This window comes from Comamonas sp. 7D-2 (assembly GCF_022749555.1).
Classification (GTDB): Bacteria; Pseudomonadota; Gammaproteobacteria; order Burkholderiales; family Burkholderiaceae_C; genus Comamonas; species Comamonas thiooxydans.
Genome location: NZ_CP094238.1, coordinates 2426877 through 2441193, shown reverse-complemented (window position 1 = coordinate 2441193; position 14317 = coordinate 2426877). Strand labels below are relative to the sequence as shown.

At 59.9% G+C, this 14317-nt stretch carries 14 protein-coding genes; 13 read left to right on the top strand and 1 reads right to left on the bottom strand.

The window, feature by feature from the left end; genetic code table 11:
- Window positions 1-35: 35 nt before the first annotated feature.
- Window positions 36-1316 (bottom strand): hypothetical protein, encoded by a 1281-nt coding sequence (locus MPZ60_RS11305; protein WP_034352144.1) that lies wholly within the window; start codon window positions 1314-1316, stop codon window positions 36-38.
- 133 nt (window positions 1317-1449) lie between these two features.
- Here MPZ60_RS11305 and MPZ60_RS11300 point away from each other — a divergent pair, with 133 nt between their 5' ends.
- From MPZ60_RS11300 to MPZ60_RS11240, 13 genes are all read left to right on the top strand, one after another.
- Window positions 1450-2643 carry an MFS transporter gene (locus tag MPZ60_RS11300; RefSeq protein ID WP_242881736.1) on the top strand — a complete coding sequence of 398 codons (1194 nt, stop codon included), beginning with the start codon at window positions 1450-1452 and terminating at the stop codon, window positions 2641-2643.
- Between the two features lie 872 nt (window positions 2644-3515).
- Window positions 3516-4106 (top strand): prepilin peptidase, encoded by a 591-nt coding sequence (locus tag MPZ60_RS11295; protein ID WP_034352138.1) that lies wholly within the window; start codon window positions 3516-3518, stop codon window positions 4104-4106.
- A 32-nt stretch (window positions 4107-4138) separates the two neighbouring features.
- Window positions 4139-4984 (top strand): Flp pilus assembly protein CpaB, encoded by an 846-nt coding sequence (cpaB, locus tag MPZ60_RS11290; protein WP_034352135.1) that lies wholly within the window; start codon window positions 4139-4141, stop codon window positions 4982-4984.
- Between the two features lie 66 nt (window positions 4985-5050).
- Window positions 5051-6616, top strand: a complete 1566-nt coding sequence (locus MPZ60_RS11285) for a type II and III secretion system protein family protein (RefSeq protein ID WP_034352132.1) — start codon at window positions 5051-5053, stop codon at window positions 6614-6616.
- 14 nt (window positions 6617-6630) lie between these two features.
- On the top strand, window positions 6631-6951 hold the full coding sequence (locus MPZ60_RS11280) for a lipoprotein (protein WP_034352128.1): 321 nt from the start codon (window positions 6631-6633) through the stop codon (window positions 6949-6951).
- 158 nt (window positions 6952-7109) lie between these two features.
- On the top strand, window positions 7110-7325 hold the full coding sequence (locus MPZ60_RS11275; protein ID WP_034352125.1) for a Flp family type IVb pilin: 216 nt from the start codon (window positions 7110-7112) through the stop codon (window positions 7323-7325).
- 35 nt (window positions 7326-7360) lie between these two features.
- The gene (locus tag MPZ60_RS11270; RefSeq protein WP_242607012.1) at window positions 7361-8632 is read left to right on the top strand and encodes a pilus assembly protein TadG-related protein; all 1272 of its coding nucleotides are present in this window, start codon (window positions 7361-7363) and stop codon (window positions 8630-8632) included.
- Window positions 8633-8637: 5 nt separating this feature from the next.
- Window positions 8638-9078, top strand: a complete 441-nt coding sequence (locus MPZ60_RS11265; RefSeq protein WP_034352229.1) for a TadE/TadG family type IV pilus assembly protein — start codon at window positions 8638-8640, stop codon at window positions 9076-9078.
- Window positions 9075-9551 (top strand): TadE/TadG family type IV pilus assembly protein, encoded by a 477-nt coding sequence (locus MPZ60_RS11260; protein ID WP_034352122.1) that lies wholly within the window; start codon window positions 9075-9077, stop codon window positions 9549-9551. The genes MPZ60_RS11265 and MPZ60_RS11260 overlap by 4 nt, the downstream gene beginning before the upstream one ends.
- A 15-nt stretch (window positions 9552-9566) precedes the next feature.
- A complete protein-coding gene (locus MPZ60_RS11255; RefSeq protein ID WP_034352118.1) occupies window positions 9567-10727 on the top strand; it encodes an AAA family ATPase in 1161 nt (386 codons plus the stop codon).
- A 27-nt stretch (window positions 10728-10754) separates the two neighbouring features.
- Window positions 10755-12170, top strand: coding sequence for a CpaF family protein (locus MPZ60_RS11250; RefSeq protein WP_034352226.1), 1416 nt, complete (start codon window positions 10755-10757; stop codon window positions 12168-12170).
- A 21-nt stretch (window positions 12171-12191) separates the two neighbouring features.
- The gene (locus MPZ60_RS11245; RefSeq protein ID WP_034352115.1) at window positions 12192-13181 is read left to right on the top strand and encodes a type II secretion system F family protein; all 990 of its coding nucleotides are present in this window, start codon (window positions 12192-12194) and stop codon (window positions 13179-13181) included.
- Window positions 13182-13208: 27 nt separating this feature from the next.
- Window positions 13209-14120, top strand: coding sequence for a type II secretion system F family protein (locus MPZ60_RS11240; RefSeq protein WP_034352111.1), 912 nt, complete (start codon window positions 13209-13211; stop codon window positions 14118-14120).
- The last annotated feature ends 197 nt before the right edge of the window (window positions 14121-14317 follow it).

Here is a 14317-nt window from a genome sequence, read left to right as displayed (position 1 = left end):
AGCAAGCGATTTCCATGCATAGCGATAAACCGCTTTCAGGGCTGCCCCCCTGCGGGATTTTCCGTTTCGCAGTTCTGCTCGGCGTTCTCACTCATCAGCACACGCACCACCTTGTGGGCATCGGCATCGAAGACTGCGATATCGGGGCAGTAACGGGCACCTTTGGGCGTATCGACCTTGCGGTAGCTTGCGCCATAGGCCTTGAGGATCTGGGGTGGCTGTCCGGGTCTGGGCTCGGCCAGCACCTGCACCTGGTTCTGGCCCATGCTCGCAGCAGGATCGGCATCGCACCAGTCGGCAGCGGGCTCCTGTCCCAGACTCAGCTCGCCGCCCCGCTGGTAGAGGCCGGCAGGCCAGCGCACATGGCCTTGCGCATAGTCCGGCACCTGATAGCAGGCCATGAGCTTGCCGCCCTTGCGCACTGGCAGCATATAGCTTTCAGCCTGCTCGACCAGTTCCAGCCCTGCGGGCTTCCAGGCATAGATGTTTACACCATGGCTGCAACAGCTGGCACGCCATTCGCTGTAGATGCGCCTGGCCTTGCCATCGAAGGCGGGCGAGCTGATGTCCTGCAGGGACTGCGGCCCCAGCACCAGCTTCTGCCTGCCCGGGTCGTAAAGCCAGGTGCGGTGCTGAATATTCGGCCCCGCAGGCAGATCCAGCGCCTGGGTCAGGTCAGGCCAGCCATCAAAATTCGCATCCACCCAGCGCGGCTGCACCAGCCAGCAACTGCCCACGGCGGCGGTCGGCAGGCTTTGCTTAAGACGCCCCTGCTCATAGACCTGAATGGCGGAAACCAGGAGATCCGTATGTTCGCCGCAGTCAGCCAGAGAGCGCAGCTTCTGATCCATCAGCAGACGCAACTCGTAATGCACTGCATGGGAGAAATCCGGGGACTGGCGCAGCAGATTGACCGGCCAGCGCTTTTTGCCATCCGCGGACTGCCACTGGCCCTGCAGACGCGGTGGCGCCATACCCGGCAAGGCCGCTAGCGACCAGCGGCCCGAAGGCTTGGGATCGCTTGCACCCGCCATCGGTGTCTCGGTCAGCTGTCCGCTTGCCGAGCCTTCCAGATCAAGTGTTGCGCCGGGCCGATTGCAGGGCTCGTAGCAATAGCTACCTCCGACGGCGCCGTCGAGCCGCCACAGCTCCAGCTTGACCGCCTTGCCGGCGATCTCGCCGCGATAGCTCGCCGACCAGACCACCGCTTCATGCGGGGCGTCTGCCGTCTCGGCATGCGCCATCCGCGCCCAGCTCATGAGCGCCAGAGCAATGTTCAGGCCTGCAGCCCGGCCAATAAGGCATTTCAGCGTCATATCACTCCCATTCACTTTGATCACCAGGCTCGCGACTGCACCATGCCCACAGCAAACCTTTTAATGTGCGGCCAATATGAATGCTGCAAGATGTGACAAATCTGCGTACAAGCATGGACAGCCGAAGCGATTTATGCAATCAGACAACAACACACAACAAAGCCGCAATATGGGCCTGCTGGTCGCAGCCCAGTCCCTGGGAGGTGCCTCTCCGCCCATCATCATCTCACTGGGCGGTCTGGTCGGGCAGCAACTGTCGTCCAACCCCACCGCGTCCACCTTGCCGGTCAGCATCTACCAGCTCGGGCTGGCGCTGTCCACACTGCCGGCCGCCTGGATCATGAACCGCATGGGCCGCCGCGCGGCCTATGTGCTGGGCGCCGTTCTGGGCGTGATCTCCGGCGTGGTCGCTGCGCAAGGCATTGCCCACAGCGACTTCGTCACCTTCTGCATCGGCACGGCGCTGGCTGGCTTTTATGCGGCCTGCGTGCAGAGTTACCGCTTCGCCGCCACCGATATGGTGAGCGAGCCCGCGCAACAGGCCAAGGCCATTTCGCGTGTGATGATCGGGGGGCTGATTGCCGCCATCATCGGGCCGCAGGTGGTGATCTGGACGCGCGACGCCTTGCCCGCCACACCGTTTGCCGGCAGCTTCTACAGCCAGGCGGTCCTGGCCCTGCTGGCCCTGCCCTTGCTCATGGGCCTGCGCCTACAGCCACCTCAGACCAAAACCGCCGTGGCTGGCGACGCCAGGCCTCTGGGCGAGATTGCCCGCTCCCCCCAATTCGTCGTGGCCTGCGCTGCCGGAGTGGTCAGCTACGGACTGATGGCGTTCCTGATGACCGCCGCCCCCATGGCCATGGTGGGCTGCGGCCATAGCGTGGGCGAAGCCGCCATGGGCATTCAATGGCATGTGCTGGCCATGTTCGTGCCCAGCTTCTTCACCGGCAAGCTGATTGCACGTTATGGCAAGCGACCCGTGACTGCTCTGGGCCTGCTGATGATAGGCGCGGCTGGCGTGCTGGCCTTGATGGGCCTGGATATCTTCCACTTCTGGGGCTCGCTGATTTTGCTGGGCGTGGGCTGGAACTTCGGCTTCATCGGTGCCACGGCGCTGCTGACCGAGTGCTACCGCCCCTCGGAACGCGCCAAGGTGCAGGCACTCAACGATTTCCTGATCTTCGGCACGGTGGCCGTGGCCTCGTTCGGATCAGGGCAGTTGCTGCACAGCGCTGGCTGGAACGGCATCAATATCGGCATGCTGCCCCTGGTAGCCGTCGTGCTGGTGCTGCTGGGCCTGCACAGCCAGCGCAGGGCAAACGCCTGAAGCCGGCAAGACGATTGCTATCAACATCAGAGCTACTGGCGATTGCTGGATGAGCGCATCCGGGTCTTTCCGCATCGAAGTCATTGCATATCAGTCGCAAGGAGCTATTTTTTTGATAAACCCGTATCCGATGCGAATGCGCTCATCCTGCATCGGCTGGATTGAGCCTGCCCCCACAGCAGACAGGCAGCCAGACTGCCGCCTTGGCGCCTGGCGAACAAACTGCCTCGGCACATGACTGCGGGCTGTCGAGGATTACCTCAGCCCCATCCCTCAAAGCGGCTACTCAACCCTGGCTCCGACCCTGTCCAAAGTCACGGACCCAACATACCGAAGCAGCCAGGCCAGACACCGATAGGCACTGCAAGCTTCTAAAAATGGGTAACGCTCGGGGCACAGTTCAGCGCGCCCCCAAGCCTGCGCCGAGAGCAGCGGCCAGGCAGGAAGCAGGCCTTCGCAGGCCTGCGCGACTTGCTCAGAAGCTATCAAAGAGCCCAGACACTCAGGCTCCGAGCCCCGAGCCCACGCCTTACAGGTCTCTCGCTCACAACCCAAGACCCACCATGCGGCGTGAACCGATCTGCGTCAGCCAGCGCATGAGACCAATGCTTACGCAACCTACAACGGCGTCACATTTGCATCTCATGCGGATTAGAAAAATCCTTACGAACTCTCATATTGATAAGCGATTTCTATAGGAATAGTATTTCCACAAAATTAAACAAAAGAATGAAGTTGATAGAAAAATTGTATTTAGTCACGTATAGCCCGAATCCTGTGAACACCAGTCAGATGAGCTGAACGCAGCAGACAGCCAGCGTCAACTCTGAGGCCCGAACAGGATTCGCTGAACACAGGACTGGAGGTTGACCATGACATCTTCCGAACTCAGCGCAGCATCCGAACTCGTGGCCGCCGTTTTCACCGAGCCGCGTTCGCTGATCCTGTTGCTGCTTTTGCTAGCAGCCAGCATCTGTGACCTACGCACACGTCGCATTCCCAATCGCCTGACCTTCGGCGGCGCCGCTCTGGCCCTGCTCTACGGCCTGCTAGCCCCTCATCCCAACACCGGCGGCTTTTTCTGGGCACTGGGCGGCATGGCAGTAGGTCTGGCCTTGATGCTGCCTCTCTATCTGATGCATGCCCTGGGAGCTGGCGACGTCAAGCTGATGGCCATGGTCGGCAGCTTTCTCGGCCCAGCAGCCGCCTGGCAGACCGTGCTCTTTGTCTTCATCACCGGGGGCCTGGTAGCTATCACCTACGTACTCTGGCATCGCATGGCCGGCAAGCTGATGCGCAACTCGGCCGAGGCAGTGCAGCTGCTCTACGTCAATGTCGCTGCGGGGATCCGTCCCGATGCCCGCTCCAGCTCGGCGCACTCGATAGGCAAGCTGCCTTACGGCGTCAGCATCGCCCTGGGAACCCTGGCGTTCCTGGTCGCTCGGCAGTTCACCTGGGTATAGCCACTTACACAACGGCATAGCGGGAGCATTCCATGAAAAACCTCAAAGCTTTGGTTCTGTTTATCCTCGCAGCACTGGCCAGCCTGGCAGCAGCGGTCTACGCCGCCAACTGGGTGGCCCAGCGCGGCAGCATAGACGCCGACAAGGTGGTTGTCGCTGCCACCGACATTCCACTGGGCGGCAAGATTTTGCCGAACATGCTGAACACGGTGGACTGGCCGCGGGGCTCCATACCCGATGGCGCTTTCCATGATATGCAACAGCTACAGGATCGCGTCGTCAAGGTCGGAGTGCTGCGCGGTGAAGCCGTGCTCGAAGGCAAGCTGGCTCCTGTAGGCACCAAAGGCGGACTGGCTGCCGTCATCGCTCCGGGCAAGCGGGCCATGACGGTACGCGTCAACGATGTAGTCGGTGTTGCGGGCTTCGCCCTGCCCGGCAACTACGTAGACGTGGTGGTCAATGCCCAGCAGGAACAGAACGGCAAGACAGAAGAGTCGCGCCAGATCAGCAAAACCGTGCTGGAGAACGTGCTGGTCCTGGCTGTGGCCCAGGAAGCCGATCGTGACGAAACCAAACCCAAGGTGGTGAGCGCCGTCACCCTCGAGCTGAGCCCGGAAGATGCCGAGAAACTCGATCTTGCACGCAGCGTGGGCACTCTTTCACTGGTGCTGCGCAACCAGATTGACAAAGATCCCACCAGCACTGCTGGCATCACCAAGCACCAGCTGTTTGGAACACCCGAGCCAACCCCTGCACCCGTCAAGGTCGCAGCGACTGCCAAACCCGTGATGCAGCGAGCCAAGCCCGCACCTCAGCCCTCGACGGCCACCTGTGTCGAGGTCATCCAGGGCGGTGCTCGCACTCTCAACTGCTTCTGATCTTCTACTCGCAACAACTAAGAGAGGTCGGCCGTGCAACACCATCACCTATACATAGCAGCCAGCATGCTGCTCGCCAGCTCCACGCCTGTGCTGGCCCAATCTGCGGGCACACCTGCCCAGCCCCCCGGCCCTGTAGCTACGGCTGCTCCCGCAGCGCCCCGCAACACCCTGCCCGCCAGGAATTGCACGGCCATCCGCACGGAGGATCCGACCACGGTCACTCTGGGAAAATCCGTGGTCATTCCGCTGAGCTCGCCCATGGCGCGCATCCTGGTCAGCGGCCAGACGCCCGGAGCGGGCCAGGCAGCAGCACCCATGGCCGCGAATAGCCAGCCGCAAATGCAGAACGGCATGGGTGATATCGAGGTGCAATTGCTCAGCCCGCGAGACCTGTTCTTTCGCGGCCGCAAGTCCGGCTCCATGAACGTCATCCTGCAAAACGCCCAGGGCACCTGCTTCATCAAGGACGTGATCGTCACCATGGACCCGGGACCGCTGCAAACCAAGCTCAGCGAGCTCATGCCCGAGGAGCGCGGCATTCGCGTCCAGGGTGCCGACAATGCCCTGGTGCTCAGCGGAGAGATCAGCAATCCGCTACGCCTGGACGATGTGGTGACGCTCGCCGGCGCCTACAGCGACAGCAAGAAGATCGTCAACCTGCTGCGCACCACCTCACCGCATCAGGTGATGCTGGAAGTCAAGATTGCCGAAGTCAGCAAGACATTGCTCGACAAGCTCGGCGCCAGCTTCGCCAAACAGGCCATCAATGGTCAGAACACCTACACCATCGCCTCCAACTTCCTCAGTGGCGGCAGCGCGCTGTTGAGTGCCCTGCGCATCGGCAAGGCCTCGCTCAACATCGACGGCCAGAAGGACGATGGCCTGGTCCGCATCCTGGCCGAGCCCAACATCATGGCCATCAGCGGCCAACAGGCCAGCTTTCTCTCGGGCGGCAAGATCTTTATTCCCGTGTCGCAGAGCAATGCCAACGGCGTGCCAGTGATGACACTGGAGGAAAAAGAGTTCGGCATTGGCGTCAAGTTCACGCCCACTGTACTGGGTAGCTCGCGCGTCAATCTCAAGCTGGTTTCCGAGGTGTCCGATCTGTCTCAGACAGGCTCACCCTTCACCGCCATCAATGGCGCCACCTCGGTCATTCCCTCGCTTTCGGTGCGGCGCGCAGACACCACGGTGCAGCTCAATGACGGGCAAAGCCTGGTCATTGCCGGTCTTATCAAAAACAACATCACCGAGGCCGTCAAACGCTTTCCGGGACTGGGTGAAATACCTGTACTCGGCGCGCTGGCCCGCAGCACCGAGTTCCAGACCGATCAGACCGAGTTGATGTTCATCATCACTCCGCGCCTGGTGCAGGCACTCGCAGAAGCACCCAGAGTGCCCACCGACAACCATGTGCCGCCCTCACGCGCCGAGCGCTACTTGAACGGTGCACTGGAGAGTTCCGAGCCCGCACCTGCCGCGAAAACTGCACCCGCTGCGACCATGCCAGCCACCACCGCGACACCTGTGCAAGCACCTGTTCCGACTGCAACGCCACAAGAGCTGCAACCACAAGCACCGGTCGAACCCTCGGTTGACCGTCCCGCCCCCCTGAACCCGCCCACCTGAACCGGAGGCCAGCCATGTTCAAACGCTCAATCCTGTTTCCCCTAGCCGCCGCTACATTGCTGGCGGGCTGCAGCAGCACGACCCCTCACTACGATGCTCGTTTTGGCGAGGCTGTGCGCACCGCGCGCATTCAGATGACCCTCAACCCTGAAGCCGGCAAGACTCCTGGCGTCGGTGTGGATAGCGCCACCGGCATGGATGGCCGTGCCACGGCGCACACCATGGACCGCTACGAGCAAAGCTATAAAACCCCGCCACGAGCAGTCAATGTAATCAATATTGGCGGCTCGCTGACCAGCAACTCCAGTGGTGGAGGGGGTGGCGGAACCCCCTAATCCTCGGAATTTCCCGAAGCCGATTAACCAGTTCCACACCATTGAATTTGAAAGGAGAGCAGATCGCATCGCGGCCTTGCACGCCACTTACCGCCGCTCCAAAAAGTCGGCATGCATCTCATGTGTTTCCATTCTTTATTCACTTTAGAGGTATCACCATGAACAAGATCGCTCAGCAATTTGGCCATTCCCTGCAATCCTTTGTCCGCGACGAAGAAGGCGCGCAGATCATTGAATACGCATTGATCGTTGCAGTGGTTTCTTTGGGCCTGATTCTTTTGATGATGGGCACCGGTGGATTAGATTTTGCAGGATGGATTGAAAGGGTTAATGCTTGCTTGGGTGGCAACTGCGCTGCTCCTGCTGCTCCTTAACTCACTGCAAAGGCCACGACAGCCATGGCGTTGTCTTGGCCTTTGCTCAAACCGTCAACTCCCTATTTCTACGATGCATCATGAAAAACCACCCATATTTCTGGCCCATAGCCCGACCCCGGCGTGGTTCTGCCGCCGCTTTACGACGGCAGCGTGGTGCCTTTTTGATTACCTTCGCGCTGTTCATGCTGTTCCTGCTGGGCTTTATGGGCATTGCGCTGGATTTTGGCCGGCTCTTTGTCGTTAAGACCGAACTACAGACCGCGGCCGACAGCTGCGCGCTGGCAGCGGCACGCGAGTTGGACCTGCAGCCCGGCGCCGTGGCCCGCGCCACCAGCGCCGGCAGTGCGGTGGGCGGCCGCAACAGCGTGCAATTTCAGAGCGGCTCAGCCAATCAGGTTCATATCGACTTCAGCGATACGCTCACCGGCAGCTACAGCACGGTTTTTCCCGATAACACTGCCAAATACGCCGAATGCAGCTATGCACTGACGGGGCTAAAACCCTGGTTGCTCCAGATCATGGCGGCCTTCAGCAGCAATAGCGCCTATGCAAATAACCTCGCCGTCGCGGCTCGCGCCGTTGCCACGCGCGCACCTTCGCAATCGGCCTGCATCATTCCGGTGGCGCTACGCTGGGATAGCGGCTTGCCAACCGTCGGCCAATGGATTCCCTTTAACCCCGGCCAAGCGAAATCCGGAAATATGACCTGGGGCAATCTGAATGGCTCTACATCCGCCTCGGGCACCGAGGCCGATATGCTCAATGGCTATTGCGTTTCCCCAAAAGCCGGAACCATCTTCACACCAGGTACGCAAGCCAACAAGATCGCCGAAGTTTGGAACTACCGCTTTGGCATCTACACCGACAAGAACATGGCAGCAGTCAACTTTGCCCTCACAGGCTCACCCGACTACTCCAGCTTTATATACACCACATCCAATTGGACGTCAGGACATGACGCCTATCAAGATTTTCTGGCCAAGCGCCTAGCCTTCACGCCTTGCGGTGTCAATCCCGGCGCCTGCGGCGTGAGTACCGGTGGCTACAAAACCGTAGCGCAGAAGGGTGACCTGATGGCCCATGGTGCCGACCGCCGCGTCGTGACCCTACCCATTACTACGGGTTCGAGCAATTATTTCAATAATCAATTTGCCTGCATGCTGATGCTGACGCCGCTGCAGCCATCCACCATGACATCGACGTTCGAATATCTGGGCCTGGCAACAGCTCCCGGCAGCCCCTGCAAAGGCAGCGGTCTGGTAGGCGGTACGGCCGGCCCGCTAGTACCGGTTCTGGTGAGGTGAACATCATGCGCAAACATCGCCTGCAATATGGAGTAGCGCTAATTGAACTGGCGCTAAGCATCCCCCTCATGATCATGCTAAGCATGATCGTCATCGAGTTTGGCCGCGCGTTATATGAATACAACACGGTGACCAAATCGGTGCGCGACGCCGTGCGCTATCTGACGGTGCAATTGCCGCCTGCGCCCACAAGCTGCCCGTCGGCAGCCACTAAGCTGGTTCGGTACGGCAGCATCAATCCACTGCCAGCCGACAAGCCCCTGGTGCCCGGCCTGGCCAATGCGGCGATCAGTTGCACCTGGCAGGCCAGCGGCACCGTGACCGTCACCGTGAGCAGCTACCGTTTCCAGTCGATGGTGTCCAATGTGTTCGGCCTGCAGCTATCCGATGCAAACGGCGGCATCAACTTCGGCAATATCGCCGCCACGATGAGGATGCCGACATGAAACACCTTGCACAGCGCGGCGCCACCCTCATTGAATTTGCACTGGGGCTGCTGATCTTTCTAATGTTCCTGCTGGGCGTGGTGGACTTCAGCCGCCTGCTCTATAGCTGGGCCGCAGCCAACGAGGCCACGCGTGCCGGAGCACGCTATGCGGTGGTGTGCGCCGACCCGCAATACGCGAACTCCAAAAATCTCGTACTGGGTCAAATGACGCCATGGCTGCCGCAACTCACTGCCTCCAATATCGCCATCGATTGGTATGACCCAGCAGGCAACAAAAGCACCACGTGCGACTCAACCAGTTGTGGTGGCGTGAGGGTACGCATTGACCCCCAAAACCCTCTGAAGTTCCAATGGATTGCACCCATCGTGGGATCTGCGATACAGCAAATTCCCATGCCGGAATTTTCCACCTATCTGCCGCGTGAAATCCTGCGCCAGGATCCCAACAGCAGTACGGCCTGCGCATCCTAACTAGGGAGAGCCAACATGAAAATCGCCATCATCTCCCCCAACACCGCCCATCTCCGCGAGATGGCCCATGTGCTGCAAGAGCAATCCCATCAGGTGCAGACCTTCGAGGGTGGCAAGACCCGCATGCCCACGATTGCCGAGCAGGAGCTGCCGGATCTGATGATCGTCGACGGTATGTGCTGCGACCCTGCAGACCTGGCCCCGGTGGAGCAGGTGACCACCCATCACCCGCGCATGGCCGTGGTCCTGCTGTGCGCCCAGCAGACACCTGAGTTTCTGCTGCAATCCATGCGGGCGGGCGTACGCGAGGTTCTGCCATCGCCGCCGCCGCCGCAGGCACTGGCCGATGCCGTTCAGCGCCTTGCCAGCAAATTACAGGACAGCTCCCCCATCCGTGCACAAGGGCAAGTCATGGCCTTTCTGCCCTGCAAGGGCGGTGCCGGCGCCACCTTCCTGGCCACCAATCTGGGCTGGGCGTTGGCGCAAAAGCACTCCGTGCTGTTGATCGACCTGAATCTGCAGTTTGGCGATGCGCTGCCCTACCTGCATGAAGGCAAACCAAGCTCGACATTGGCGGATGTGGCACGCGACCTTCACCGCCTTGACGCCTCTTTTCTCACGGCCAGTACGGTAAAGGTCACACCGCGCCTGCATGTGCTGGCGGCCCCCGAAGATGCCATGCATGCCATGGAGGTGGAGCCCGGGCATATTGAGGCCATCGTGCAACTGGCTGCCACGCACTACGACTTTGTGCTGCTGGACATGGGGCGCGTGCTGGACCCATTGGCTCTACGCGTGCTCGACAAAGCGCAGTGCATTGTTCCTGTGCTGCTGCCCAACGTACCCGCCGTGCGCAATGCGCAAAAGCTGCTGCGCATGTTCCATGATCTGGGCTACCCGGAAAGCCGCCTGCATCCGGTGCTGAACAGGGTGGACAGGCGCAGCGAAATCGGGCTGTCTGAAGTGCGCAAGACCCTGGGCCTGGAAGAGCAATGGCGCAGCATTCCCGACTCTGCCCAGGAAGTGCAAGCAGCCATCAATGCTGGAGCACCGCTGGCCGAATCCGCTCGCAGCAGCAGCGTGGTGCGCGAGCTGACGGCCTGGGCCGATGCACTGTCACCTCGGGCTCATGAAGAAAACGGTAATTTCTTGAACCGGCTCTTTCGCCGGGCGTAGGCATCCGTATTGCAGAAGGAGACTGTCATGTCACTACGAGATTTCTTGACCGCGCCATCGACACGCACGCCCAAGCCTCTGCTGCAGGTCGTGTCTGAGTCCGCAGATATGTCGGCCATGCCCGCAGCAGAGACTCCTCCGCCGTCCACCCCCATCTATGGTCACTCTGCGGCCTATCTGGCGCTCAGAAGCCGCATTCATGCCAAGCTGCTGGAGCGGTTTGATCTCGCTGCCCTGGATGCAGTATCCGTGCAGACACTGCAGCAAGAAATTGCGACCATGACCGAGCGACTACTGTCCGAGGACTCCGCAGCCATCAACGATCTCGAAAGAAAAATGCTGATCCGAGATATCCAGCACGAGATGCTGGGGTTCGGTCCACTCGAGCTGTTGATGGCCGACCCTGCGGTATCGGACATCCTCGTCAATCGCTACGACCGGATCTATGTGGAACGCCAGGGCCGCTTGGAATTGACGCCCGTTGTCTTTACCGATGAAAAGCATTTGCTGCGCATCATTGACAAAATCGTCTCACGCATAGGCCGACGCATCGACGAATCCAGCCCCATGGTCGATGCCCGCCTGCCAGATGGCTCGCGCGTGAATGCGGTCATCCCGCCCGTGGCCCTTGATGGCCCCATGATGTCGATCCGGCGCTTCGCCCATATCCCGCTGCGCATGGAGAATCTGATCAACGATCTCAAAAGCCTGACACCTGGCATGGCCCTGGTTCTTGAGGCTCTGGCCAAGGCCAAGGTGAACATGATCATCTCTGGCGGCACCGGAGCCGGCAAGACAACGCTGCTCAACATCCTTTCTAGCTATATTCCAGCAGCGGAACGCGTGGTCACCATCGAGGACGCAGCCGAGCTACAACTGCAGCAGCCGCATGTGGTTCGCATGGAAACACGACCGCCCAATATAGAGGGACGTGGAGAAATCACGCAGCGCTCGCTGGTACGCAACGCACTGCGCATGCGGCCTGATCGCATCATCATTGGCGAAGTCCGGGGCGCCGAAGCGGTAGACATGCTGCAGGCCATGAACACCGGCCACGAAGGCTCATTGACGACCATCCATGCCAATACGCCACGCGACTCTTTGGCTCGACTCGAGAACATGGTCGGCATGGCAGGCCTCAATCTGCCGCACCAGGCCGCGCGCCAACAGATTGCCTCTGCCATTACGGTAATCGTGCAGGCACTCCGGCTCACGGATGGCAAACGCAAGATCACCAGCATCCAGGAGATCACGGGCATGGAGGGTGATGTAGTGACCATGCAGGAGATCTTTGCCTTCACCCAGACCGGAGTCGGCGCAAGTGGCGAAGTCCAGGGGTACTTCCACGCCACAGGTGTCAGACCCAAGTTCGCCGATCGGCTCAAAGGCTTCGGCATTGCGCTGCCCGACAGCATCTTCGCTCCAGAGCGTCACTATCAATGAACTCGGCAAAAAGGAGCTGCCATGCTGTCCTTTTTCTCTTCCCACTCGGTCCTGGTAATCATAGGTCTGGTGTTTGTAGCCGTGCTCCTGCTACTGGAAGCACTGCACACGATCTGGAAGCAGTACAAGAGTCCTGAGGCAAAGCGGCTTGAACGCCGGCTCAGAGCCTTGTCAGCAGCCGATGATCGCAGCAATCCGACCAAGCTTGTCAAGGAGCGCACACTTAGCGATATGCCCAGAATGCAGCGGGTGCTGCAAACCATGCCGCGCGCGCACCAACTAGACCGTTTCATTGTTCAATCAGGCTTGGACTGGACGGTTTCGGGCTTGCTGCTCGGCAGTGCGATGCTGTTTGCGCTAGGTATGCTGACGGCCATCATGCTTCGCCAGCCCATGGATTTGGGCGTGCTTTTAGGTTTGGTGCTGGGTTCCCTTCCATGGCTGTTTCTGCAACGCAAACGACTGCAGCGCCTGAAGCTTATGGAGCGCCAACTTCCAGAAGCGCTGGACCTTATAGCGCGAGCATTGCGCGCGGGCCATGCATTTTCCGCAAGCCTGCAAATGGCAGGAGAGGAACTGACCGAACCTATCGCCGGCGAGTTCCGCCTGGTGCATGACGAGATCAACTATGGCACATCGTTACAGCAGGCCTTGACCAATTTGGGTGAGCGGGTGCCGATCACAGATCTGCGCTACTTCATTGTCGCCGTACTCATACAGCGCGAATCTGGCGGCAACCTCACCGAGATGCTCAGCAACCTGAGTCGCCTGATCCGCGAGCGGCTCAAGCTCCATGCCAAGGTCCGCGTACTGTCCGCTGACGGGCGAATGTCGGCCTGGATCCTGGGTTTGATGCCATTTGGACTGGCCGCTCTGCTCAATCTAATGAACCCGGAATTCATGCGTCCGCTATGGACTGACCCTATTGGCCTCACCATTCTGAAATGGTTGGCCGCATTGATGGTCATAGGTCTGCTGCTGCTGCGCCGCATCGCCCGTATCCGGGTATGAGCCCAACTGAAACGCAAGGAGTACGCCATGTTGATCGTCGCCCTGCTCACTTTCACCGCCGTCATGCTGGCTGTTGGAGCCTTGTTCTTCTGGGCAACGCCAACAGTCGCCGCGCGGCGTTTACAGTCACTGACACCCACCTCTCGGGACAAGGGCTGGACAGAAACAGTCGTCAAACTGGTCGGCCCATTTGCACACCTGTCGTCACCCACCAAAGACATTGATGCAACGCCGTTGCGGCTGCGCTTTCTGAATGCCGGCATCCGCCACGAGAGTGCACCACTGCTGTACTTTGGAGTCAAAACGCTGCTGCCTCTTGCTTTGGGACTGGCGGTGTACTCGCTCATGCGGGCAGCCAGCAAGGCAGACAGCACCCAGTTATTGTTCTACCCCTCGGTTGCAGCGCTTGTGGCATGCTACCTACCCAATCTGGCTTTGCACTGGATGGCCTCGCGCCGCAAGCGCGAGATCTTTGAAAATTTTCCCGATGCCGCCGATTTGATGCTGGTCTGCGTAGAAGCAGGCATGGGCCTGGATGCCGCGCTGGGCAAGGTAACTGAGGAGATTCGCATCAAAAGTGAAGCTCTGTCAGAGGAGCTCCACTGGACCAACCTGGAAATGCGTGCCGGCAGCACTCGCGAAAAAGCCTTGCGAAATCTGGCCGCCCGCACCGGTGTAGATGAGATTCACACTTTTACGGCCATGCTGACGCAGGCAGACCGATTTGGTACCAGCATCGGCGAATCGCTCCGGGTTTTCTCGGATGACCTACGCCACAAACGGCAAATGCGCGCCGAAGAGCTGGCTGCCAAGATTCCCACCAAGATGCTGTTTCCGCTGGTGACCTGCATCTTCCCGGCCATCATCATGGTGGTTCTGGGCCCGGCCATCATTCGAGTCGCGCGCATGATCTTGCCCATGCTGGGCGGCAGCATGTGAGGGCTTCAACAGTGGTTCGGATTCGCCTCTCGGACTAGATATCCTGAAAGCAATCCCAACTACTTTGATCTAATGCACAGGGACGGCAATGGTCTGCAGAGGGCACGTGCTCACTCTATAACGCTTGGATTGACAACTTGAGCTGGGGCCCTCTCTCGACGTGGTCGAGAAATGCGCCGTGAAATGAAACGTACGGA